26 protein-coding genes, 1 other RNA gene and 1 riboswitch are annotated in these 23183 nt (G+C 67.8%); of the genes, 11 read left to right on the top strand and 16 right to left on the bottom strand.

Annotated features, from left to right (window positions below):
* Positions 1-37: 37 nt before the first annotated feature.
* Positions 38-433 carry a hypothetical protein gene (locus J3367_RS02680; RefSeq protein WP_060576860.1) on the bottom strand — a complete coding sequence of 132 codons (396 nt, stop codon included), beginning with the start codon at positions 431-433 and terminating at the stop codon, positions 38-40.
* 215 nt (positions 434-648) lie between these two features.
* On the opposite strand from J3367_RS02680, the gene J3367_RS02675 reads away from it, so the two are divergent.
* Entirely contained in the window at positions 649-879 is a 231-nt protein-coding gene (locus J3367_RS02675; protein ID WP_024348853.1) for a DUF2188 domain-containing protein, read from the top strand.
* Between the two features lie 174 nt (positions 880-1053).
* Entirely contained in the window at positions 1054-2514 is a 1461-nt protein-coding gene (locus J3367_RS02670; RefSeq protein ID WP_024348854.1) for a DUF2254 domain-containing protein, read from the top strand.
* Positions 2515-2524: 10 nt separating this feature from the next.
* Here the strand turns inward: J3367_RS02670 and ruvB are convergent, their stop codons facing one another.
* The 6 genes from ruvB to J3367_RS02640 all read right to left on the bottom strand — a co-directional run bounded on the left by ruvB (position 2525) and on the right by J3367_RS02640 (position 7670).
* Entirely contained in the window at positions 2525-3571 is a 1047-nt protein-coding gene (gene ruvB, locus J3367_RS02665; RefSeq protein WP_024348855.1) for a Holliday junction branch migration DNA helicase RuvB, read from the bottom strand.
* A gap of 151 nt (positions 3572-3722) precedes the next feature.
* Positions 3723-4343 (bottom strand): Holliday junction branch migration protein RuvA, encoded by a 621-nt coding sequence (ruvA, locus tag J3367_RS02660; protein WP_009208741.1) that lies wholly within the window; start codon positions 4341-4343, stop codon positions 3723-3725.
* Positions 4344-4494: 151 nt separating this feature from the next.
* Positions 4495-5013 (bottom strand): crossover junction endodeoxyribonuclease RuvC, encoded by a 519-nt coding sequence (ruvC, locus tag J3367_RS02655; protein WP_009208740.1) that lies wholly within the window; start codon positions 5011-5013, stop codon positions 4495-4497.
* Between the two features lie 238 nt (positions 5014-5251).
* Entirely contained in the window at positions 5252-5743 is a 492-nt protein-coding gene (locus tag J3367_RS02650; RefSeq protein WP_024348856.1) for a PRC-barrel domain-containing protein, read from the bottom strand.
* Positions 5744-5928: 185 nt separating this feature from the next.
* Entirely contained in the window at positions 5929-6648 is a 720-nt protein-coding gene (locus tag J3367_RS02645) for an SAM-dependent methyltransferase (protein WP_024348857.1), read from the bottom strand.
* Between the two features lie 272 nt (positions 6649-6920).
* A complete protein-coding gene (locus J3367_RS02640; protein WP_024348858.1) occupies positions 6921-7670 on the bottom strand; it encodes a YebC/PmpR family DNA-binding transcriptional regulator in 750 nt (249 codons plus the stop codon).
* A 79-nt stretch (positions 7671-7749) separates the two neighbouring features.
* On the opposite strand from J3367_RS02640, the gene J3367_RS02635 reads away from it, so the two are divergent.
* The 3 genes from J3367_RS02635 to J3367_RS02625 all read left to right on the top strand — a co-directional run bounded on the left by J3367_RS02635 (position 7750) and on the right by J3367_RS02625 (position 9910).
* Positions 7750-8265, top strand: coding sequence for a GFA family protein (locus J3367_RS02635; RefSeq protein ID WP_024348859.1), 516 nt, complete (start codon positions 7750-7752; stop codon positions 8263-8265).
* Between the two features lie 168 nt (positions 8266-8433).
* The gene (locus tag J3367_RS02630; protein ID WP_024348860.1) at positions 8434-9060 is read left to right on the top strand and encodes a tetratricopeptide repeat protein; all 627 of its coding nucleotides are present in this window, start codon (positions 8434-8436) and stop codon (positions 9058-9060) included.
* A 40-nt stretch (positions 9061-9100) separates the two neighbouring features.
* Complete coding sequence (locus J3367_RS02625) at positions 9101-9910, top strand: MBL fold metallo-hydrolase (protein WP_024348861.1); 810 nt, start codon at positions 9101-9103, stop codon at positions 9908-9910.
* 30 nt (positions 9911-9940) lie between these two features.
* Here the strand turns inward: J3367_RS02625 and J3367_RS02620 are convergent, their stop codons facing one another.
* A complete protein-coding gene (locus J3367_RS02620) occupies positions 9941-10762 on the bottom strand; it encodes a TIGR00282 family metallophosphoesterase (RefSeq protein ID WP_024348862.1) in 822 nt (273 codons plus the stop codon).
* A 443-nt stretch (positions 10763-11205) separates the two neighbouring features.
* Between J3367_RS02620 and J3367_RS02615 the strand changes: the two genes are divergently transcribed.
* Positions 11206-11721 carry a CAP domain-containing protein gene (locus J3367_RS02615; RefSeq protein ID WP_024348863.1) on the top strand — a complete coding sequence of 172 codons (516 nt, stop codon included), beginning with the start codon at positions 11206-11208 and terminating at the stop codon, positions 11719-11721.
* Here J3367_RS02615 and J3367_RS02610 read toward each other — a convergent pair whose 3' ends face one another.
* Together J3367_RS02610 and ssrS are read right to left on the bottom strand one after the other, a co-directional pair.
* On the bottom strand, positions 11722-12303 hold the full coding sequence (locus J3367_RS02610; protein ID WP_421460135.1) for a 5-formyltetrahydrofolate cyclo-ligase: 582 nt from the start codon (positions 12301-12303) through the stop codon (positions 11722-11724).
* 89 nt (positions 12304-12392) lie between these two features.
* A non-coding RNA gene (gene ssrS / locus J3367_RS02605) (6S RNA) lies at positions 12393-12549 on the bottom strand.
* A gap of 124 nt (positions 12550-12673) precedes the next feature.
* Between ssrS and J3367_RS02600 the strand changes: the two genes are divergently transcribed.
* Complete coding sequence (locus J3367_RS02600; RefSeq protein WP_029702574.1) at positions 12674-13195, top strand: YgjV family protein; 522 nt, start codon at positions 12674-12676, stop codon at positions 13193-13195.
* A 34-nt stretch (positions 13196-13229) separates the two neighbouring features.
* Here J3367_RS02600 and J3367_RS02595 read toward each other — a convergent pair whose 3' ends face one another.
* Positions 13230-14327, bottom strand: a complete 1098-nt coding sequence (locus J3367_RS02595) for a 2'-deoxycytidine 5'-triphosphate deaminase (protein WP_421460133.1) — start codon at positions 14325-14327, stop codon at positions 13230-13232.
* An 89-nt stretch (positions 14328-14416) separates the two neighbouring features.
* A riboswitch (SAM riboswitch) is annotated at positions 14417-14494 on the top strand.
* Between the two features lie 71 nt (positions 14495-14565).
* Here J3367_RS02595 and J3367_RS02590 point away from each other — a divergent pair.
* Positions 14566-15762 carry an O-succinylhomoserine sulfhydrylase gene (locus tag J3367_RS02590; protein WP_024348866.1) on the top strand — a complete coding sequence of 399 codons (1197 nt, stop codon included), beginning with the start codon at positions 14566-14568 and terminating at the stop codon, positions 15760-15762.
* Between the two features lie 211 nt (positions 15763-15973).
* Positions 15974-16900 (top strand): GIY-YIG nuclease family protein, encoded by a 927-nt coding sequence (locus J3367_RS02585; RefSeq protein ID WP_169513612.1) that lies wholly within the window; start codon positions 15974-15976, stop codon positions 16898-16900.
* 49 nt (positions 16901-16949) lie between these two features.
* On the opposite strand, the gene J3367_RS02580 is transcribed toward J3367_RS02585, so the two are convergent.
* A complete protein-coding gene (locus tag J3367_RS02580) occupies positions 16950-17555 on the bottom strand; it encodes a CDP-alcohol phosphatidyltransferase family protein (RefSeq protein WP_024348868.1) in 606 nt (201 codons plus the stop codon).
* A gap of 94 nt (positions 17556-17649) precedes the next feature.
* Here J3367_RS02580 and apaG point away from each other — a divergent pair, with 94 nt between their 5' ends.
* Positions 17650-18042, top strand: coding sequence for a Co2+/Mg2+ efflux protein ApaG (apaG, locus tag J3367_RS02575; protein WP_024348869.1), 393 nt, complete (start codon positions 17650-17652; stop codon positions 18040-18042).
* A gap of 76 nt (positions 18043-18118) precedes the next feature.
* On the opposite strand, the gene J3367_RS02570 is transcribed toward apaG, so the two are convergent.
* From J3367_RS02570 to J3367_RS02560, 3 genes are read right to left on the bottom strand one after another with little or no spacing between them, the layout of a single operon-like run.
* Entirely contained in the window at positions 18119-19147 is a 1029-nt protein-coding gene (locus J3367_RS02570; protein WP_024348870.1) for an Hsp33 family molecular chaperone, read from the bottom strand.
* The gene (gene argF, locus J3367_RS02565) at positions 19140-20093 is read right to left on the bottom strand and encodes an ornithine carbamoyltransferase (protein ID WP_029702577.1); all 954 of its coding nucleotides are present in this window, start codon (positions 20091-20093) and stop codon (positions 19140-19142) included. The genes J3367_RS02570 and argF overlap by 8 nt, the downstream gene beginning before the upstream one ends.
* Before the next feature lie 8 nt (positions 20094-20101).
* Positions 20102-21316 carry an aspartate aminotransferase family protein gene (locus J3367_RS02560; protein ID WP_024348872.1) on the bottom strand — a complete coding sequence of 405 codons (1215 nt, stop codon included), beginning with the start codon at positions 21314-21316 and terminating at the stop codon, positions 20102-20104.
* Positions 21317-21765: 449 nt separating this feature from the next.
* Here J3367_RS02560 and J3367_RS02555 point away from each other — a divergent pair, with 449 nt between their 5' ends.
* On the top strand, positions 21766-22329 hold the full coding sequence (locus J3367_RS02555; RefSeq protein ID WP_024348873.1) for a GcrA family cell cycle regulator: 564 nt from the start codon (positions 21766-21768) through the stop codon (positions 22327-22329).
* 105 nt (positions 22330-22434) lie between these two features.
* On the opposite strand, the gene phoB is transcribed toward J3367_RS02555, so the two are convergent.
* Positions 22435-23178, bottom strand: coding sequence for a phosphate regulon transcriptional regulator PhoB (gene phoB / locus J3367_RS02550; RefSeq protein ID WP_024348874.1), 744 nt, complete (start codon positions 23176-23178; stop codon positions 22435-22437).
* Positions 23179-23183 lie beyond the last annotated feature (5 nt).

Here is a 23183-nt window from a genome sequence, read left to right as displayed (position 1 = left end):
GCCTGGTCGTGTGAACCCTCCGCCCCGTCCCGCCGCGTCAGGCCGCCGGCAGCAGGGCGACCACCGGCAGGTGATCCGATTGCAGCTTGTCCGGCGGATAATTGGGCGGGATCCGGTCGGCCGCCGGGCCGGCACTGTCGAAGACGTAGTCGCCCGCCCGGTCGCCCTGGGCGAGGCTGCGCGGTGCGAGATCGCGCCATTCCCACGCCAGGCTCGCTTCCTGCAGCCCGATGAAGGCGAAGCCGTCCATGCCCATCGCCTCGGGCATCGCGTCGATGCAATGGGCGACGTTGACGGCGCGGCGGGTCAGATGCGGATTACCGGGGACGAAGGTGCAGGCATCGCCCAGCGGCAAGCCATGGTGATGGCTCATCGCCTCCCAGCAGACATTGTAGCTGAGCACCAGAAGCGCGTCTGTCCCGCTGTCCGCCATCGCCGACCACCTTCCGCTGCGGAATGCTACCAGCAGGGCAGGCTCCTGACCAGCCTTCGCGTCGACGTTGTCGCCCCGGCCGGCGGCGAGACCGAACACATCCGGGCGTTTGACCCGTTGCCCGGCCAGAGGACCGACGGCCGCGACCACTTGCCGCCCCGCGGCGCCTCGCTAGCTTTCGCCAGCACGAGAAACCCGATTGCGAGGAGAGCGGCATGGCACGCGAACGCTATTACGTCCTGAAGGATGGCGACGGCTGGAAAGTACGTCACAACGACAAGGACACGCCCTACGACACCCAGGCGGAGGCGATGGACGCCGCCCGCGACGCGGCCCACAAGATGCATGACAGCGGCACCGACTCCCAGGTCCTGGTGCAGGGCAGCGACGGCCAGTGGCAGACGGAATGGACCTACGGCAACGATCCCTACCCGCCGGCCGGCTGACCCGGCGCACCCAGCCTTCCCTTTGTTGGATCGGCCGCTGACAAAGCGGCCGGTCCCAGCGCCTCCCGCCGGCTCCGGGCACCCATCGTTTCGGATTCACGCGGCAATGGCGGCTTGGAGCTTGTGCCGGGCCGTGCGGGCCATATCTGCACTCGCCCGACCCGAGGAGCCGCGATGCGTGCGTTCATCCAGCAATATTACCAGCGCGTCGTCGCAAGCTACTGGTTCATCCCCTCGATCATGGCGGTCAGCGCCGCGGTTCTGGCCTTCGTCCTGATCGAGATCGACGCCCGGGTCCCGCTCGACGCCTTCGGCGAGAGCCCGTTCTTCTACGCCACCCAGCCGGACGGGGCCCGCGCCATCCTCAGCGCCATCGGCGGCTCGATGATCGGGGTGGCCGGTACCGTCTTCTCGGTCACCATGGCGACGGTCGTCTTCGCCTCCGGCAGCTACGGCCCGCGTCTCCTGACCAATTTCATGAACGACCGCGGCAACCAGATCACCCTCGGCGTCTTCGTCGCGACCTTCATCTATTCCATGCTGGTGCTGCGCAGCGTCCGCGATGGCGGCGAGGACGACGTCTATGCCGCGATGTTCGTGCCCAACATCGCGATCTTCGGCGCCATCATTCTGGCCATCGGCTCGATCGGCGTCTTGATCTTCTTCATCCACCACGTCCCGTCCAACATCCACATCTCCAACGTCATCGCCGGCATCGGCGAGGCGCTGTGCAAGCAGATCGAGAAGGCGTTTCCGGTCCGCGGCGACGTGGAGGACGGCGAGGCGACCGGCGAAGCCCAGCCGGCCGGCCTCCTGTGGCAGGTGCCGCCCTGCTTCGGCGACGACATCGACGAGGCGGCGGCCACCGTGCCCTATGCCGAGATCGTCTCCGACCGCAGCGGCTATCTCCAGATCATCGACCACGAGACCCTCATCGAGGCGGCGCAGAAGGCCGACATCGTCGTGCGGATGAACTGCCGGACCGGCATGTTCGTGCATCCCGGCAAGGTGATCTTCCACGCCTGGCCGAGCGAGCGCGTCACCGACGAAACCCGCACCGCCCTCGTCGCCTCCATCGCCTGCGGCAACCAGCGCAGCCCGCATCAGGACCAGGTCTTCCTCGTCGACGAACTGGTCGAGATCGCCGGCCGGGCCCTGTCACCGGGCGTCAACGACCCCTTCACCGCGATCACCTGCATGGACTGGCTGACCGCCGCCATGTCCCGCATGGTCGGGCGCGGCAAGGCCGATCCGCTGCATGTCGACAGCGACGGCAAGCTGCGGGTCATCGACCTGCCGCGCAGCTTCGCCGAATATCTGGAATATTCCTTCGGCCATCTGCGCCAGTATGCGGCCACCGACATGATCGCTGGCGAGCATTACCTCGCCTGCCTGGAGCAGATCGCCCCGGCCGCCACGCGGCCGCGTGACATCGCCGCGCTGCGCCGCCAGTGCGACGCCTTCATGGGTCTCGCGCGTCTCGGCCTCGACGGCGCCGCCCTCGCCGTGGTCGAGACCCGCGCCGCGCATCTGGCCGCGACCCTCGACCATCCGGCCCATCGCCTCGCCTATCCGGTGCCCGATGGCGAGCGCATGGCGCGGCTGGACACCGGGCACCACCCGGCCTCGGCCTGAACCGCCCGCCTCAATCGGCGTCGGCGCCGTCCTCGAAGAGGCTCGCCTGCGATCCCTGATAGGTGCTCGGCACCGCCAGCCCAAGATGGGCGAAAGCCCGCTGGGTGAGCAGGCGCCCGCGCGGGGTGCGCTGCAGGAAGCCCTGCTGCAGGAGATACGGCTCGACGATGTCCTCGATGGCGTCGCGCGGTTCCGACAGCGCCGCGGCGATGGTCTCGATGCCCACGGGCCCGCCGCCGAAATTCATCGCGATCAGCTCCAGGTAGCGCCGATCGAGCTGGTCGAGGCCGAGACTGTCCACTTCCAGCCGCGACAGCGCCTCGTCGGCCACCTTGCGGTCCACGGTCTCCGCGCCGGCGACGTCGGCGAAGTCGCGCACCCGGCGCAGCAGCCGGCCGGCGATGCGCGGCGTGCCGCGGGCCCGCCGGGCTATCTCGCGGGCGCCGTCCTCGGCCATGGGCAGCCGCATCAGCCGCGCGCCGCGGGTGACGATATGCTCCAGCTCCGCCACCGTGTAGAAATTCAGCCTCACCGGGATGCCGAAACGGTCGCGCAGCGGCGTCGTCAGCAACCCCAGCCGCGTCGTCGCCGCGACCAGGGTGAATTTCGACAGGTCGATCTTCACCGAACGCGCCGCCGGCCCCTCGCCGATGATCAGGTCGAGCTGGAAATCCTCCATCGCCGGATAGAGGATTTCCTCCACCGCCGGGCTCAGCCGGTGGATTTCGTCGATGAACAGGACGTCGCGCTCTTCCAGATTGGTCAGCAGCGCCGCCAGATCGCCGGCCTTGGCGATCACCGGGCCCGAGGTCGAGCGGAAATTGACGCCAAGCTCCTTGGCCATGATCTGCGCCAGCGTCGTCTTGCCGAGCCCCGGCGGCCCGACGAACAGCACGTGATCCAGTGCCTCGCCGCGATTCTTCGCCGCCTCGATGAAGATCTTGAGGTTGGCGCGCGCCGCCGCCTGGCCGACGAAATCGTCCAGTCGCTGCGGCCGCAGGGTCGCGTCGATGTCCTCGCCGTGCTTCTCGGGAGTGATCAGGCGGGCGTCGCTCATAAGGGCCGTTCCGTCGCGATGGGACAATCTGCCTGCAAGACCAGAGGCGCGGCCGGTCGCGGGCAGGTTCCGCAATGGCCGTTCGGCGCCGTCATGTCAAAACCGGCCGGCCGGCGATCCGTCCCCGGCCCCGGCGGCGCCATTCGCCGCCTCAGCGGCTCAGCGCCTTCAGCCCCAGCCGGATCAGCTTCGCGCTGTCCGGCGCCTCGCCGGCATCCTTCAGCGCCTTCGCCACGGCCTCGGCCGCCTGGTCGCGCGGATAGCCGAGATTGACCAGCGCCGAGACCGCATCGGCCACCGGCGCGGCGGCTGTGCCGCCGCCGATGTCGCGCTTCAGTCCCAGGCTCTCGTCGCTGCCGGCGCCCGAGAAGGCCGGCGCCTTGTCCTTCAGCTCGGCAACGATCCGCGCGGCGACCTTCGGCCCGACGCCGGGCGCGCGCGCCACCATCGCCTTGTCCTGCAACGCCACCGCATTGGCGAGATCCCCGGCCGACAGCGTGCCGATCACCGCCAGCGCCACCCGCGCGCCGACGCCCTGCACCATCTGCAGCAGCCGGAACCAGTCCTGCTCAGCCCGCGTCGCAAAGCCGTAGAGCCGCAGCATGTCCTCGCGCACATAGGTGTCGATGAACAGCACCACCGCCTCGCCCTCGCCCGGCAGCGCCGCCAGGGTGCGCGCGCCGCAAAAGGCGACATAGCCGACGCCGTGGACGTCGACGACCACGTGGTCCTCGCCGATCTCGTCGACGGTGCCCTTCAGTTTGCCGATCACGAATGCGTCTCCAGGCGGTGGGAATCGAAGGCGGGTCTGCGGCAAGGCATGCCCGCGCCGTCGCTTACCACGATCGGCGCATCCTCGCCGACAGTCCCGGCTGGCAGCGCCGGGCGCGGGCCGCGACGGGCGGACGGATTGGCGCGCACCCTCACAGGCCGGCCAAAAGCGCCCGCGACTGGGCCGACTGGCGATGATGGCTGTGGCAGATGGCGATCGCCAGTGCGTCGGCGGCGTCGTCCGTGTCGAAGGTCGCCTTGGGCATCAGCACCTTCACCATCATGTGGATCTGCTTCTTCTCGCCATGGCCGACGCCGATCACCGCCTTCTTCACAGCGTTGGGCGCATATTCGGCGACCGGCAGCCCGGCCAGCGACGGCACCACCATGGCGATGCCGCGGGCCTGCCCGAGCTTCAAGGTGGCGACGGCGTCCTTGTTGACGAAGGTCTGTTCCACCGCGGCCTCGTCGGGCTGCTGCGCGTGGATCACGTCGGTCAGCCCCTCGTAGAGCGTGCGCAGCCGCGAGGCGAGATCCATCTTGCCGTCCGACATCACCGTGCCGCTGGCGACGAACCGCAGCGAATTGCCGAGCGTCTCGACGATGCCCCAGCCGGTCCGGCGCAGGCCGGGATCGATGCCGATGATGCGAATGGTCCGCTCCTGCAACACTTCGTTAACCCTCTCCGACTAGCCGAATCAGGTGCTATTGAGAAGACGAAAAGTGAACAAACCAAAAACGAAACGGGCTTGGTCACGTGGAAGCCGCACAGCTCAAAGCGCGCGGGGCGTCGTTCCCTCACCGAAACGGAGCGCTCCATGAACGAGGCCCGCCGCGGTTTCCCGCGACGGGCCTTCGGATTGCACCGGATCAGCTCCGGCTCAAGCGTCGCCGGTCAGGCGAGACGCCTCAGTTCCACCAGGCTTCGTCGACGCCCGGACGGCCTTCGAGCTCTTCCTCGGAGAACCGCGTGATGAACGCGTAGGACTGGTCGTCGACCGGGACGAGATCCACGTCGCCAACCCGCAGCATGACGTGCTTGTCGGCTATGTCGAGAAAGCCGCCCACTTCGGCGACGACGCCGGCAAGGTTGCCCGACCGGTCCAGGACCACGTCCTCGATCTCGCCGATCTGGTTCCAGTCGCTGCCGACCGCGTCATAGCCCGAACGGCCCCAGGCGTAGTCGTCCCGGTCGCCCCAGGAGCCCTCGTCATAGGCTTCGTTCGTCGTGTAGACGGCGCCACCCACGATGTCCCGGGTCCGGATCAGCTGCGCCCAGTCGGTCGCTGCAGTATCTTCCGAGGCCATCGGCGTCGTGGCCGGTGTGCCGGCAGTGTCCTGCGCGATCGCGGGCGTCGCGGCCAAGATGATGGCGGTCGCAGTGGCTGCAATATACTTCATATGAGCCTCCTCTCTGGCGTTGGAATTCATCGAACCAACGGAGAGGATGCGCCATTGTTCCAGAACGCGCGACACAGTCTGACGCTGCCCATCCATACGGGTGCCGGTTGCTTTTGAAACTCGCTCAGCCCGTGCGTTCTACTTCACCGTCGGATGGCCCTGGGCGGCGGGCGGCGAACCGGGAGCTAGGCGTCCCGGGCGCCCGCGTCCCGGGTGGCGATCACCGATTTGCGCAAGCCGAGGACGGTCTCGTAGGAGATCTCGCCATCCGGGAAGAACGCCGCCATCTGCCGCCGGCCGATCAGATCGTGGTCGCGCACCACGTTGCGTGCGTCCTCGACATCGTCGATGCGGTCGAAAAAGCCGAGCGCGAAGCGCTGCAGCATGGCGACCCGGACCGCCTTGGGCAGGTACTGGAAGCCGGCGGTGCGGAAATGCGGCTCGTACGGAAACCAGTAATTCGGCGTCTGGCAGTAATAGCGTGGTGCCAGCCGGCGCATGTTGAGGGCGAAGTCCCGCATGTTGGCCCGCGAGCCGACATGCTCGATCACCGAGTTGGAATGGGCCAGATCGAAGCCCTGGCCGTCGAACAGCGTCAGGTCGCTGGCGCTCTCCCGCACGGCGCGGAACTGCTCGGGGCGCGCCACGACCTGGGGCTCGGTATTGACCAGCGTGACGAAGACACGGCCCTGGCGCCTCTCGAGATAGTCGCCAGCGACCGCCCAGTATTTTTCGGTGCCGCCGAGATCGATGATCTCGCAGCGCTCCTGCTCGGCCAGAACGGCGTCGATCAGGCGGCGGATGCGCACGAACCGCTTGGCGCGGAACTGGAATTCCAGGCTGGTGGTGTCGACATAGGGGTCGGAGCGACGACGAAGGGCCCCGAGATAGGCGGAAATCTGCATGACGTGGTTCCTGTTTCCCACGTCGATGTAGGACTTTCCCTAAGGGGACGTCTCGTTAATCGTTAACAAATGGTTAACGCAGCCAGGCCCGGAAGGCCGGGGGTTGCGGGTGAACGGCGCCTCAGAACACGCAGTCGTGAGGGAAGCTCGGGCGGACGGACGGCGCCATTCGCCCTCGGCACGGCCACCGCGGCCACGCCACGCAGAAGCGACCGGTCGAGCTGCGGCACCGCAGCCCGACGCATGTCAAGGATGGGCGATCAGCCCGGTTTTCAGGCGGCCGACAGCTTCGCCATCACCTCGTCGTCGACCTCGAAATTGGCGTAGACGTTCTGCACGTCGTCGTCGTCGTCGAGGTTGCCGATCAGCCGCATCACGCTCTCGGCCTTGTCCTCGTCCACCGGCGTGCCGGTCTGCGGCCGCCAGGTCGGGCGCACGCTTTCGGCCTCGCCCAGCGACTCCTCGAGCGCCGTCGACACGTCGCCGATATCCTCGAAGGCGGTGATGATGGTGTGGCCGTTCTCGTCGGAGATCACGTCGTCGGCGCCGGCCAGGATCGCCGCTTCCATCACCGTGTCGGCGTCGCCGGCCGACAGCGGATAGACGATCTCGCCGACATGATCGAACATGAAGGACACCGAGCCGGTCTCGCCCATCGAGCCGCCGGCCTTGGTGAAGCAGGAGCGCACGTTGGAGGCGGTGCGGTTGCGGTTGTCGGTCAGCGCCTCGACGATGATGGCGACGCCGCCCGGGCCGTAGCCCTCGTAGCGGACCTCGTCATAATTCTCCGAATCGCCGCCCGAGGCCTTCTTGATCGCCCGGTCGATGTTGTCCTTCGGCATCGACTGCGCCTTGGCGTTGTTGATCGCCAGTCGCAGCCGCGCGTTCATCGAGGGGTCCGGCAGGCCCGACTTGGCCGCCACCACGATCTCGCGGGCGAGCTTGGAAAACATCTTCGATCGGACCGCGTCCTGGCGGCCCTTGCGATGCATGATGTTCTTGAACTGTGAATGGCCGGCCATGGCGAACCTGTCTTTCAATGCGGAAGAATTGCGCGACATATAAAAAATCGGGCGGCAAACGTCCAGAACGAGGTTTCCCATGTCCGACGCCCCCGAAGCTTCCGCGCCCCGCCGGACCACCCTTCCGGCCCTGCCGCTGACCGGCGGCTGCCAGTGCGGCAGGGTGCGCTACGAGATCCGTGCCGCGCCGCAGGTCTTCTATCTGTGCCATTGCACCGAGTGCCAGCGGCAGACCTCCAGCGCCTATGGGGAGAGCTTGCGCGTCGATCCCGCCAGCCTCGTCATCCGCGGCGAGATGGCGACGACCCGGCGCATGGCCGACAGCGGCGCGGTGCGGCTCGGCGATTTCTGCCCCGATTGCGGCGTGCGCATCCAGCACCGCTCGCAAGGCAATCCCGGCCGGGTCAACATCAAGGCCGGCACCCTCGACGACACCAGCTGGCTGGTTCCCGCCGGCCACATCTGGACCGCCTCGCGCCAGCCCTTCGTCGCCATCGGCCCCGACGAACTCGATTATCCCGGAGCGCCGGCCGACAATTTCGCCGCGCTGATCGCACGCTGGCAGGAGATGGTCCGACCCGCCGACGGCGCATAGACGCCTCGCAGCCCGCTCCCGCGTCCCCTCCTGCGCGTTGCCGGCCGGCGACCGCCGCGTGATGACGCCATGTTGATTTCGCTTCTGGCGCCGGCGGGGTAGCCTCGAAGCGTCGGCGCCCGATCGCCCCTGCTGCTGCCGCGCCGACGGTCAGGGGAGAACGCGACCATGCGATATCGCGCTGCGCTGTTCCGCTACGCCCTCTGGGCGGCCCTCGTCCTCGCCGCGGCCGTCCCGGCCCTGGGCGACACCGCCGCGCCGGGCAATGACCGCGCCGCGCCGGCCGAAGCCGAGCCCGCGCTTCGCCCCACCGAAACCCATCTGTTCGCCGCGCTGAAGAACGCCGCCACCGAGGCCGAGGGTCTCGCCGCCGAAAGCGCCATCTGGCGGCACTGGATGCAAGCCGCGCCCGATGCCGCCACCCGCCGCCTCGTCGAAGAGGCCATGGATCGGCGCGGCAGCTACGATTTCGCCGGCGCCCGCGCCCTTCTCGACGCCGCCGTGGCGGCCGCCCCCGATTATGCCGAGGCCTTCAACCAGCGGGGTTTCGTGCGCTTCCTGCAGGAGGATTTCGACGGGGCGCTGGCCGATGTCGACCGCGCCATCGCGCTGGAGCCGAAGCACTTCGCCGCCATGTCCGGCCGCGCCATCATCCTGATGCGCCAGGGCCGCTTCCGTCTCGCCCAGGCCCAGCTGCGCGAGGCCGTGGCGATCCATCCCTTCCTCAAGGAGCGCGCGATGATCGTGCCCGAGGCGCCCGACACGCCTGCCGAACCCGGCGGCGTCAATCTTTGACCCGCTTGACCCGCCCGTCCCGCCGACCCGGAGCCTGCCCATGAACCGCCTCGTCGCCCTTGCCGCGCTTCTCGCCGGCCTCGCCCTGGCGCCCGCCCCGGCCGCCGCCCAGATGGTGCCGAGCACCTGCATCGCCATGGCCGAGAGCCTGCCGGGGGCAACCTATGTCGCGATGGACAGCCCGGCCGCCCGGCGCTTCGCCGCGACGTCGGACGAGGTGACCATCACCTATGTCTCCCACGCGACCTATCTGATCGAGAGCCCCGGCGGGGTGGTGGCGGCCACCGACTATGCCGGCTTTGCGGGCGGCGCGATGCCGGACATCGTCACGATGAACAAGGCGCATTCGTCCCACAACACGCCCTATCCCGACCCGGCGATCCCGCATGTGCTGCTCGGCTGGAACCCGGAGGGCGGCCCGGCAGAGCATGCCTTGACCGTCGGCGACCTCTATGTGCGCAACGTGCCGACCGACATCCGCGCCTTCGGCGGCATGGAGGCGGACGGCAATTCGATCTTCATCTTCGAGGTGGCGGGCCTGTGCATCGGCCATCTCGGCCATCTGCACCACCAGCTCACCAACGAGGATTACGCCCGCATCGGCCGGCTCGACGTCCTGATGGTGCCGGTGGATGGCGGCATGACCATGAGCCAGGAGGGCATGGGCGAGATCGCCGACCGGCTGCGCTCGTCCATCGTCCTGCCGATGCATCGCTTCGCCGGCCCGATCGAGCGCTTCCTCGACCGCATGCCCGGCTTCGCCGTGGAGCGGCGGACCGAGCCCAGCCTCACCATCTCCATGCGCAGCCTGCCGAAGACGCCGACGGTCATCGTCCTTGCCGGCGTCTGAGGCCGGCGCCGTGCGTTCGCGGCGAACGCCTTACCAGAAGTCCGGCACCGCCTCGGCGAGCCGCGGGCCGATGCGCACCGGCGCGACCTTTTCGGCCAGCCCCGTGCGGTCGGAAATCTCCACCGCCAGCCCGGCGATGGTCGCCGGCCCCTGCGCGGCGTCGAAGCGGCCGCGCGGCACCTTGGTGACGAAGCGGTTCAGCGGCTCCTCCTTCTCCATGCCCAGCGAGGAATCGTAGTCGCCGCACATGCCGGCATCGGACTGGTAGGCGGTGCCGCCGACGAGGACCTGGTGGTCGGCGGTCGGCACATGGGTATGGGTGCCCACCACGACGCTCGCCCGTCCGTCGAGGAAATGCCCGAAGCATTGCTTCTCGCTGGTCGCCTCGGCGTGGAAGTCGATGATGATGGCGTCCGCCTGTTCGCCCATCGGGCAGGCCGAGACCAGATTGTCGGCGCAGGCGAAGGGATCGTCGAGATCGGGATGCATGAACACCCGGCCCATGATGTTGGCGACCAGCACCCTGGCGCCGTTCTTCGCCTCGAACAGGCCCGAGCCGTGGCCGGGCGTGCCGGCCGGATAGTTCGCCGGCCGGATGAAGCGGTCCTGCCGTCCGGCGAAGGCCAGCGCCTCGCGCTGGTCCCAGACGTGGTTGCCGGTGGTCACCGCATCGGCGCCCGCCTCCAGCGTGCGCTCGAAGATCTCCTCGGTGATGCCGAAGCCGCCGGCCGAGTTCTCGCCATTGACGACGACGAAGTCGAGCTTCCAGTCGGAGATCAGGCCGGGCAGCCTGTCGAAGACGGCGGTCCGTCCGGAGCGGCCGACCATGTCGCCGAGAAAGAGAAATCGCATCGCGCTCGCCTGTCGCTGTCTGTCCCGCGGCCTCGCGCCGCGCCGGCCCGCCCCTGACGACAAACCGGCAGCGATCCGCTTGGCCCATGCCGCCCGCCCCGTCAACTCGGCCGCGGCATCCCGCGATGCGGGGGGCGCCCGCCGGCAACAGTGCCGCCGTCGCCCGCCCCCTGCGCAACATCGTCGCGCCGGCCGGCCGCCGCCGTCCGGTCGAAAAACCGCCAGATTGCCGAGGCATGAGGCCGGTGTTTCGCCGCGTCGCCGCTGGCCGTGCGCGGTCTTTTGCCGTGCCGACATGCCGGCGGGGCCGACGACTTTCAGATTTCGGTGAGCAATCCCCGCCATCATCATCGTGCATCTGCGTCCCCTTGGGCGCAGGGCCGCCGACCGCCTGCCGCGCCTCCCCGATCGCGCGCCGCAACCGACAGGACAGAACAGACCCCATGATTTTCGCCCGCCGCACGCTCCTTGCCCCCGTCCTGCGCCTCCTGGCGCTGCTGCCCATCGCGCTTCTGGCTGCCTGCGTCGGCTCCCCCGGCTCCGTCGATGTCGGCTCGACCCGCGAGATCAGCGTCGACCGCAATGTCGCGCTCGCCACGATCAACGCCTTCCGCGCCGAGAACGGCCTCGGCGCCGTCCGCTTCGACCCGGTCCTCGGCAAGGCCGCCGAGCGGCAGGCCCGCGCCATGGCCGCCAGGGGCAATCTCAGCCATTCGCTGGACGGCGCGCTGCCCAACCGGGTCGCCTCCTTCGGCTATGACTGGGCCGCCGTGTCGGAGAATATCGGCTGGAACTACCGCTCGACGCCGGCCGTCATCACCGGCTGGAAGCGCTCGCCGGGCCATCGCCGCAATCTGCTCAACGCCAATGTCACCGAGATCGGCTTTGCCGCGGCGACCGGCGCCAATGGCGAGCCCTATTGGGCGCTGATCCTCGGCCGCGAGAAGAACCGGCGCTGATCAGCCGATGTCGGGGCGGATCGTCTCGCGCTCGGTGACGATCATCGGCAGGCGGATGTCGTGGGGCTCCATCGGCACCGTCTCCGCCTCCTGCACGGCAAAGGCGACGCCGGCCAGGATCGGCGGCGCGCCCTTGTCCGTCAGCGCCGCGATGGCGCTGTCGTAATAGCCGCGGCCATAGCCGATCCGGCCGCCCTGCCGGTCGAAGACCGCCAGCGGCACCAGCATCAGTTCGGGGTCGAGCACCGCCGCCTCGGCGCCCGGCGCATAGGTGCCGAAGCCCTGCGGCTCCAGCGGCGCCCCGCGCACCAGATGGCGGAACTGCAGACGGCCGTCGACGATCGCCGGCACGCAGAGGCGCGCGCCGCGGTCGGCCAGCAGCATCATCAACGGACGGATATCGATTTCGGAGCGGATCGGCAGGAAGCCCGAGACGACCATGCCGGGCGTGATCGGCAGGAGCTCGGCGCAGCGATCGGCGACGGCGAGCGACGCCTCGATCCGGGCGTCTTCCGGCATCGCGTCCCGCCGGGCCAGCGCCGCCTGGCGCAGGCTTGCCTTGGCTTCTTTCGCATCACTCATCGGCTCTCCCCCTGCCGGGCAGAGGTGAACGATTTCGCGGCGGAAGAAAAGTGGTCTGCCGTGTCGGCTGGCCGGAGAAGGGTGGAAAGTGACGAGCCACCCGGCCGATGGAGATGTCGATCCCGGGAACCTACAGAGTAGGTGGGCGCCGTGTGCCCCAGGCCCACGGGCCAAGGCAGGGACAGCTCCCTAGGAATGACTAAGGCCCCGAGAATATGTTACTCCTGGCGCACCGCGCAGCCCGTCGAACACCAATATAGGCGACGCTGCCCCATCCAGCCATAGCTGCAAGGGCTCCGCCCGAAGTTTCTTCTCACACCCGGCGGACGGCGTCGTTCGACCGCCCCCCCATTCGACCGGGAGATCACAACTGGAGCTCTGGGATTTCCGCTTCATCGCCGGTCAGGCGACCGGCTTTGCCGCGCTGGTCATCTGCATCATGGCCTTCGCCAGCAAGCGCGACGACCGTCTGCTGCTGCTGCTGGTCTTCGCCAATGTCGCCTTCGCGGTGCAGTTCTTCCTGTTCGGCGCCAAGGTCGCCGGCGCGATCAGCGCGCTGATCATCCTGCGCATCCTCCTGGCCCGGCGCTACAAGGGAAGCTGGCCCGTCATGGCAACGATGCTCGCGGCGACCGGGCTGGTCAGCTGGATCAGCTGGGAGCGGTCGCTCGACGTCATTCCGCTGACGGCGGGCCTTCTCGGCACCATCGCCATGTTCATGCTCGACGGCATTCCCATGCGCCTGCTTCTGGCCGGCGCGGCGCTCTGCTGGGTCGCCAGCAACGTCCTCGTCGGCTCGGTCGGGGCGGCGCTGGCCGAACTCCTCGTCCTGACCACCAACGCCATCACCATCTGGCGCCTCACCCGCGACCGCCGCGAGGCGCTCGCCTGAGGGGCGGCGGCGCGGGTCGTCACCGCGCCAGCCGTCAGACGAAGTGCTTCGACAGCTTCAGCCCCTGGGCCTGGTAATTCGACTTCAGATCGCTGCCATAGAGCTTCTCCGGCAGCGCCTGCATCCACTCATAGACCAGCCGGCCGACGATCTGCCCGTCCTCCAGGATGAAGGGCACGTCATGGCTGCGCACCTCCAGCACCGCCCGGCTGCCCGAGCCGCCGGCCGCCGAATGGCCGAAGCCCGGATCGAAGAAGCCGGCATAATGGACGCGGAATTCGCCGACCAGCGGATCGAAGGGCGTCATCTCGGCGGCGAAGGCCGGCGGCACATGCACCGCCTCCTTGGACACCAGGATGTAGAATTCGTCCGGGTCGAGCACCAGCTCGCCGGCCTTGGAGCGCAGCACCGGCTCCCAGAAATCGGTCAGCGCATAGGCACCGCGCCGGTCGACGTCGACGACGCCCGTATGCCGCTTGCCGCGATAGCCGACCAGCCCGTCCCGGTTGCCGACGAGATCGATCGACAAGGCGATGCCGCCGCCGGAGATGTTGGCCTCGGCCGCGGTCGTCAGCACCTGTTCGCCGTGCAGCGCCGCCAGTTCCGCCTCGTTCAAGAGCGGCTCGCCGCTGCGGAAGCGGATCTGCGACAGGCGCGAGCCCTGCCGCACCAGGATCGGGAAGGTCCGCGGCGAGATTTCCAGATAGAGCGGGCCGTCATAGCCGGCCGGCAGCTTGTCGAATTCCTGCGCCCCGTCGGCCAGCACCCGCGTGAAGATGTCGAGCCGGCCGGTGGAGGATTTCGGATTGGCCGTCGCGCGGATGTCGGCCGGCAGGCGAAAGCTTTCCAGCAGCGGCACGACGTAGACGCAGCCGGTCTCCAGCACCGCCCCGTCTGCGAGGCTGAATTCGTGCAGCGAGAACCGGTCGAGCTTGTCGACCACCGACTGCCCCTGCCCCGGCAGGAACGAGGCGCGCACCCGGTAGGCCTTCGGCCCGAGGCGCAGGTCGAGGCTCGCCGGCTGGATCTGGTCGCCGTCGCGTTCGATCGGCGCGGCGATGGCACCGGCGGCAAACAGCCCCGCAATCTCCAGGTCGGGCAGGATTCCGCCCTGCGCGTATGTGTCCGACATCGGCTGTCCCGTCATGGCCTTGCATTGCGTCCGCGCCGCCCGCGGCGTCGCGCTCCCGGATTGACGCCTAGCCGGATCGGGTCTATTTGCAAAGCAGAAGTGGTGATTTGGCCGGCCGGCTTGCAGCCACGTTAAAGAAGTCGCTAAAGGGCCGTTCTGACGAAATGGCGATCGTGCCTCCCGACGAACCGGCTTTGCGGCGACGCGACAGCCGGTTTTTGTTGTTCGGAGACGACCCATGCAGAAGAAGACGGATACGGCACGCAAACTGCGCCCGGCCACGGCCATGGTCCATGGCGGCACGACGCGCTCAAGCTTCGGCGAGACCTCCGAGGCGCTGTTCCTCACCCAGGGCTTCGTCTATCCGAGCGCCGAGGCCGCCGAGGCCCGCTTCCGCGGCGACGAGCCCGGCTTCATCTATTCGCGCTACGGCAATCCCACGACCCGCATGTTCGAGGAGCGGATGATGGCGCTGGAAGGCGCCGAGGATGCCCGGGCCACCGCCTCCGGCATGGCCGCGGTCGCCGCCGCCATGCAGTGCCAGGTCAAGGCCGGCGACCATGTCGTGGCCGCCCGCGCTTTGTTCGGCTCCTGCCGCTACGTGGTCGAGACGGTGCTGGAGCGCTGCGGCGTCGCCTGCACCCTCGTCGACGGCCGCGATCTCGACGCTTGGCGCGCCGCCGTCCGGCCGGAGACCAAGGTCTTCTTCATGGAGACGCCGACCAATCCGACGCTGGAGGTGATCGACATCACCGCGGTCGCCGAGATCGCCCATGCGGCCGGCGCCACCCTCGTCGTCGACAATGTCTTCGCCACGCCCATGCTGCAGCGCCCGCTGGAGCTCGGCGCCGACGTCGTCGTCTATTCGGCCACCAAGCACATTGACGGCCAGGGCCGGTGCCTCGGCGGTATCATCCTGTCCTCCGCCGCATGGATCGACGAGAACCTCCACAACTATTTCCGCCACACCGGCCCGTCGCTGTCGCCCTTCAATGCCTGGACGCTGCTCAAGGGCCTGGAGACGCTGCCACTGCGCGTCGCGCAGCAGACACGCTCGGCCGCCCGCATCGCCGACACGCTGGCCGAGCACGGCAAGGTCAACAAGGTGATCTATCCGGGCCGCGCCGACCATCCGGACGCGGCCATCATCGCCCGCCAGATGACCGGCGGCTCCACCCTCCTCGCCTTCGAGGTGGCCGGCGGCAAGGAGGCGGCCTTCCGCTTCTCCAACGCGTTGGAGATCATCCTGATCTCCAACAATCTCGGTGACGCCAAGAGCCTGATCACCCATCCGGCGACGACCACCCACAAGAACCTGACGCCGGAAGCCCGCACCGAACTCGGCATCAGCGACGGCCTCCTCCGCCTCTCCATCGGCCTCGAGGACGTCGACGACCTGCTGGAAGACATCGAGGCCGCCCTGGCGGCGGTCTAGATTGGTCGAAAGATCAGCCAGTGCAAGACAATCGGCGATGGCATTGCCGTCGCCGATAATTGCCGTATTGAGGCATTCGTCCTGCAAAATGTTGATAAGTGGAAGCGCAACGCAATTGACCTATCGTCACAAGATATAAGCGCGTTCACCACAGGTCCATGATAGATGAAGGTCACAGTGCTCGTGACCACATCGGCTTGAGGCTTTCCCATTGATCACCGGAAGAAGCGTTCGCCTATACCTCGTTGACGGATCGCCCACCGGCATCCTGACCGCTGAAATCATGAACTGGACAGGGCATGTTCTGGTAGCGCCCCGTTCACGTTTGGCAGAAGCGCTGCAACGTAGTGAGGCAGCGCGAACCGGCGTCTATTTCCTTGTGGGTGACGACCCCAAACAGCCCACGAAGTCCCGGGTTTACGTCGGCGAGGGCGATATTGTTGCTGATCGCATCAAATCGCATGCCAAGGACGACCAGAAGGATTTCTGGACCCGGGCGTGCCTCGTCACCTCCAAGGATCTGAACCTGACAAAGGCGCATGTACGCTATCTGGAGAGCCGCTTCGTTGAACTGACGAAGAACTCCGAGCGAGCAAACGTTGCGAACGGCAACGAGCCAGCGCGCAAGAGCCTGCCCGAAAGCGATGTTGCGGATATGGAGTTCTTTATCTCGCAAGTTCAGGTGATCCTGCCCGTTGTCGGCTTCGATTTCCTGCGAGAAAGGGCAAAGTCAGCAACGTCCGCCGACGCGGCAACGCAATCCCTGCCGGGAATATCTCCGTCGAAGTTGGACTTAGTTCTGACGAGCGGAAAGTACGGTTTTGAGGCGCGCGCGGTCGAGGTTGATGGCGAAATCACCGTACTGGCAGGGTCACACGCGAGCACAGAAAGTTTCGCAACGAACGTCTATGCCAATCTGCGTGATCAGCTTGTTCAGGACGGTCGCCTCGTTCCAACTGATGACCCGAACTTTCTCCGGTTCGCCGAGGATGTCGCCTTTGCGAGCCCGAGTGCGGCCGCTGCTGTTATCAAGAACCGCAACACGAACGGCCGAACGTCATGGAAGCTGGTCGCGACAGGCCAGACGCTGAAGGATTGGCAGGACGCCCAGTTGTCGTCCGTCCCTAGCGACGGATAATACGGCTTGCTCACCTGCGCAGCGGGACGCAGCAGACAAGGGGCGGCCCTCACCCGAACGCCTGGAAACTCAGCCGCACGCGCCAGGCAAAGGTCCAGGCCGTCATCGCCGCGAAGATATAGGCGATCATCGCGAAATGCTGCGGCAGCAGGCAGAACAGCACGAAGACGGCCAGCGTCTCCGACGCCTCGGCCAGCCCGGTGGTGAAATAGAGCGATTTGGTGCCGCGCTGCACGGTCGCGATGCCGCGCTTTTCGGCCATCACCGCATAGGCGAGGAAGCTCGCGCCATTGGCGTAGAAGCTCATCAGGAGGATCGCCGCGGCGAGCGCATTGGCGCCCGGATCGAGGATCGCGAAGGCCAGCGGGATCGATCCGTAGAAGAGAAAATCGAAGACGATGTCGAGATAGCCGCCGAAATCCGTCGGCCGTGTCTGCCGCGCCACCGCCCCGTCCAGCCCGTCGGCGAGCCGCGACAAGAGGATCAGCACGAGGCCGGTGATCAGCGCGCCGAAGGCGATCGCGGCGGCAGCCGACAGTCCCAGCACGAGGCCAGCAATCGTCACGGTGTTGGCGCCGATCTTCAGCCGCGCCAGCCCGCCCGCCAGCCAGTCGATCGGCGGGTCGATCTGCCGTTTCAGAACACCGTCGAGCAAGGCTTTCTCCGTCCACGCGGCGACCCGCCGTTGACCCGAACCGGCCGCGCCGCGATAACGTAAGCGACGCGACACGCCATTCGGGTATGGGGCCATGTACAGGGCGACGACGCACGGCATCACGGTCACGGTGACACCGACCTATCTGGAAGACCAGTCGATGCCGGACGACGGACGCTGGGTCTGGGCATATACGGTCGAGATCGAGAACGGCAGCCGGCAAACGACCCGGCTGCGATCACGATATTGGCACATCACCGACGCCAATGGTCACGTCGAGGAAGTCAGCGGCCCCGGCGTCGTCGGCGAGGAACCGCGGCTCGCGCCGGGCGACAGCTTCACCTACACCTCCGGCTGCCCACTGGGCACGTCGTCCGGCTTCATGCGCGGCCATTACCGCATGGAGCAGGAGGACGGCACGCTGTTCCAGGTGGAGATCCCGGCCTTCTCGCTCGACGTGCCGGCCCGTCAGCGGGTGCTGAACTAGCCGCGCGAACCCGCCGGCCCGTCGTCAGCGCCCCGCGCCCGAACCGGCCGGCCGGCCGCGCGCGAAAAGTGTCGGATCAGCTGTCGCCGTCGGGGCTCGTGTCGCTTTCCGCGTCCGTGAATTCCGACGGATCGAAGCTGTAGGACTCGCCGCAGAACTCGCAGGTCACCGCGATCTCGCCGTCCTCGACGCTCTCGGTGATCTCCTCGGCGGAGAAGTTCGACAACACGCCCTTGATCCGCTCGCGGTTGCACGAGCAGTCGTCGGCGACCGGATTGGGCGGGAACACCCGCACGCCCCGCTCGTGGAACAGGCGGAACAGCAGCCGCTCGACGCCGACATCGGGATCGGCGAGTTCCGACGCCTCGACCGTGTCGACCAGCGCCCGCACCTCGACCCAGGAATCGTCCGGCTCGAAATCGCCCAGATCGTCCTCGACGCCTTCCGGCGCGTCGCCGCCCGGCAGGTCCGGCATGCGCATGCGCTCCGGCGATTCCGGCAGGAACTGCGCCACGAGACCGCCGGCACGCCAGCTTTCCACGAAGCCGTTCTCGCCGCGCTTGACGATCCGCGCCACCGCCAGCTTCACCGCGGTCGGGATCTGCTCGGATTGGCGGAAATACGCCTCGGCGACCTCCTCCATGGACGAGCCGGCCAGTTCCACGATGCCCTGGTAGCGCTGGGTGTATTCGCCCTGGTCGACGGTCAGCGCCATGATGCCGTTGCCCAGCAGCGCCTCGGACGAGGTCGCGCCGACGCTGACGGCGGCCGCCAGCTTGTCCGCGTCGAAGCGGGCATAGCCGCGCACGCTCGACGGCGTCGTGAAGTCGACGACCAGAAGGTCCACCGGACCGTCGGTCTGGGTCTGGGCGATGAACTTGCCGTCGAATTTCAGCGACGTGCCGAGCAGCACCGTCAGGACGACCATCTCCGCCAAAAGCCGTGCCACCGGTTCGGGATAATCGTGCCGGCCGAGGATCTGGTCGAGCATGGGGCCGAGCTGCACCGCCCGGCCACGGGCGTCGAGGCCCTCGACCGCGAACGGCACGACGGCATCGTCGCCGGCGAAGTTGAACTCGCCGAGCGCCTTCTGCGGATCAGCCACGGCTCTGCCCCGCGGAAGTCTCGGTGCCGAGTGCGTCGAAGCACCAGGCCAGGATGGATTTCTGCGCGTGCAGACGGTTCTCGGCCTCGTCGAAGACCACCGATTGCGGGCCGTCCATGACGGCGTCGGTCACTTCCTCGCCGCGATGGGCAGGGAGACAATGCATGAAGAGTGCCTCGGGCTTGGCATGCGCCATCAGGCGTTCGTTGACCTGATAGGGCATGAAGACATTGTGGCCGCGTGCCTGTTCCTCGCGGCCCATGGACACCCAGGTGTCGGTGACGACGCAGTCGGCGCCGGTCACCGCTTCCACCGGGTCTTCCGTAATTAGGATCGAAGCGCCGTCTTTGCGAGCCCGCTCGACGAAGCGCATGTCCGGGCCCGACCCCGCCGGCGTGGCGATGGTCAGGTTGAACGAGAAGCGCGCCGAGGCCTCGACGAAGGACGACAGCACGTTGTTGCCGTCGCCGGTCCAGGCGAAGGTCTTGCCGCGCACCGGGCCGCGCTTTTCCTCGAAGGTCAAAAGATCGGTCATGATCTGGCACGGATGGGTGTCGTCGGTCAGGCCGTTGATCACCGGCACCGTGGCGTATTCCGCCATTTCCGTCAGCCGGTCATGGGTGGTGGTGCGGATCATGATCGCGTCGACATAGCGCGACAGCACCCGCGCCGTGTCGGCGATGGTCTCCGAGCGGCCGAGCTGCATCTCGGTGCCCGACAGGAAGAGCGTCTCGCCGCCGAGTTGCCGCATGCCGACGTCGAAGGACACCCGGGTGCGCGTCGACGGCTTGTCGAAGATCATCGCCAGCACCTTGCCGGCCAGAGGCTTCGGGCCGTCGCGGCCGAGCGCCTTGCGCCTTGCGGCATCGTCGATGATGTCGTGCAGGTCGCGGCTCGGGACGGCGGAGATGTCGAGAAAGTGCTTGGGGCCGTTTGCCATCGTCATCATCCGCCTCACGCGCTCTTGCGCCGGTTGCCGGCCGACATCGCCGCCACCGCCGTCTCGATCCGATCCATCGCCTGCCGGACCTCGTCCGCGGTGACGTTGAGCGGCGGCAGCAGGCGCACGACATTGTCGCCCGCCGGCACCGCCAGAAGTCCTTCCTCGCGCATCTGCGCCACGAGTTCGCCGTTCGGCACCTTGGCCTTCAGGCCGATCAGCAGCCCCTCGCCGCGCACCGCCTCGATCACGTCGGGATAGCGGTCCGAAAGCGAGGCCAGCGACTGCTTGAGCTGCAGCGACATGTCGTGGACATGGTCGAGGAAGCCGTCGTCCAGCACCACGTCGAGCACGGCATTGCCGATGGCCATCGCCAGCGGGCTGCCGCCATAGGTGGTGCCGTGCGAGCCCGGCGTCATGCCGCTGGCCGCCCGCTCCGTCGCCAGGCACACGCCGAGCGGAAAGCCGCCGCCGATGCCCTTGGCCGAGGCGAGGATGTCCGGTGCGGCGCCAGAATGCTGATAGGCGAAGAACTTGCCGGTCCGCCCGACGCCGGTCTGCACCTCGTCGTAGATCAGGAGGATGCCGAGATTGTCGCACATCTCGCGCAGGCCCGTCAGGCACATGGGCGGGACGCTGCGGATGCCGCCCTCGCCCTGGATCGGCTCGATCAGGATCGCCGCGACGTCGGGCTGCGCCGCCGCCTCGCGCAGCGCGTCATGGTCACCGAAGGGCAACTGGTCGAAGCCTTCGACCTTCGGGCCGTAGCCCTCCAGATATTTCTTCTGCCCGCCGGCCGCGATGGTGGCCAGCGTGCGCCCGTGAAAGGCGCCCTCGAAGGTCAGGATGCGATAGCGCTCCGGCGCGCCGTTGACGTAGTGATAGCGCCGCGCGGTCTTGATCGCGCATTCCACCGCCTCGGCGCCGGAATTGGCGAAGAAGGCGCGGTCGGCGAAGGTCGCCGCCGTCAGCCGTTCGGCCATCCGCGTCTGGTCGGGGATCTCGTAGAGATTGGAGACGTGCCACAGCTTCTCGGCCTGCGCCTTCATCGTCTCGACGAGATGGGGATGGGCATGGCCGAGGCAGTTCACCGCGATGCCGCCGCCAAAGTCCATGAAACGTCGGCCGTCGCGCGTCTCCAGCCAGACGCCGCTGCCGCGCTCGAAGGCGAGCGGCGCGCGTGCATAGGTCTCGAAGAGCGGCGAGGAATGGTCCGTCGTGTCAGCCATGGCCTTTGACTTTGCTGGATCGTAAGGGTCGGATCCGGTTATTGTTGCGGGATCGGTTCGGCGCGCGAACCGCTGGGGCGGGATGCTTGAAACGCCAAAGCCTGCCGATGGGGCAGGCTTTCGAGCGTTTTCCGAGACTTCGGAGCTTCCGCTATACCATGGCGAGCCGACGCGGTGTCAATCGAACCGCATTTTCGCCCTGCTTGTCGGTCATAGGCTTGACGAACGTCACGGGCGGCAACAAAGGCTGGGGAAAAGCCCCAAACGATTCCCCTGCGTCCCCGGCGAGCCTTGTCAGCGAGTCCGCGGCTGGGCTATCTTGCCGTCAAGATACTAGATTTCGTGCGGCGGACCTAGTTCCTCAATATATCTTGTGCGTTCTGGCGCGGTCAGCCGTCGCGCTTGTGGAGGGATTCCAGCCGTCGCGACTATGCCGAAAGGAGCTTGCCATGGGCTGGACTGACGAACGCGTGGAGCTGCTCAAGCAGCTCTGGACCGAAGGCCTGAGCGCCAGCCAGATCGCCGACCGCCTGGGCGGCGTCAGCCGCAACGCCGTGATCGGCAAGGTGCACCGCCTGAAACTCGAATCGCGGGCCCGCCAGCCGAATGTCGCGCAGCCGGTTGCCGTCGAGCGCCCTGCCCCGCGCCGCACGGCCGAGGTCGAGACCGTCGAGATGGTGGTGCCGGCCCGTCTGGTCGCCGCCTCGCAGCAGCAGGCCCCGAGCCGTTCCATGCCGCGCACCATGGGCGCCACCGCGCTGAAGATGGAGCCGGAGGAAGAGCTCGAGGTGATGGACCAGCCGCAGGAGCGCGAGAGCGCCGAAGTGGTGCCGATCGCCCGCAAGCTCAGCCTCGTCGAGCTGACCGAGACCACCTGTAAATGGCCGGTCGGCGACCCGATGAAGCCGGACTTCCATTTCTGCGGCAACAACGCCCGCGATGCCTCGCCCTATTGCGCCTATCACGCCAAGCTGGCCTTCCAGCCCTTCTCGGATCGCCGCCGCGCCCGCTAGGCGCCACAGACCGTACCCAACGCAAACACCCCGCGTGGCCAGGCCGCGCGGGGTGTTTGCGTTTCAGGCTCGTGAAGAAGCCGCCCGGCGCCGGGCGGAGACCCGTCAGGCGCCGGCGCTCAGCCGCGTGCGGGCCGGCGCGGCGGGGGACCTGGCGGCGCTGAACTGCTCGTCCAGCGCATAGCCGGCGCCGCGCACGGTGCGGATCGGGTCGCGCTCGCGGCCGCGATTGATCGCCTTGCGCAGCCGGCCGACATGGACGTCCACGGTGCGCTCGTCGACATAGATGTCGCGGCCCCAGACGCCGTCGAGCAGCTGCTCGCGGGAGAACACCCGGCCCGGCGACTGCATGAAGAATTCCATCAGCTTGAACTCGGTCGGTCCGAGCTTGAGCTCGCGGCCGGCGCGGCGCACCCGATGGGTCTCGCGATCGAGATCGATGTCGCCGGCGACGAGCTGGCTGGAGATCTTCTCGGGCTTGGAGCGGCGCAGCATGGCCCGCACCCGGGCGATCAGTTCCGGCGTCGAGAACGGCTTGACGACATAGTCGTCCGCGCCGACCGACAGGCCGCGCACCCGCTCGCTCTCCTCGCCGCGTGCCGTCAGCATCAGGATCGGCAGGCGCTCGGTCTCCTCGCGCTGGCGCAGCCGCCGGCAGAGCTCGACACCCGACAGGCCGGGCAGCATCCAGTCGAGGATCAGGAGATCGGGCACCTCCTCCTTCAGCCGGATATCGGCCTCGTCGCCCCGGTCGATGACGTCGACGACGTAGCCCTCGGCCTCGAGATTGTACCGCAGGAGAATGCCGAGGGCTTCCTCGTCCTCGACGACGACGATCCGTGCGCTCATCGGTT

Origin of the sequence: Aurantimonas sp. NFXS3 (assembly GCF_049132005.1) — a bacterium.
In the GTDB taxonomy this organism is placed as follows: domain Bacteria; phylum Pseudomonadota; class Alphaproteobacteria; order Rhizobiales; family Rhizobiaceae; genus Aurantimonas; species Aurantimonas coralicida.
The sequence above is the reverse complement of the archived record's forward strand: the minus strand, read 5'-3'. Positions and strand labels throughout refer to the sequence as shown.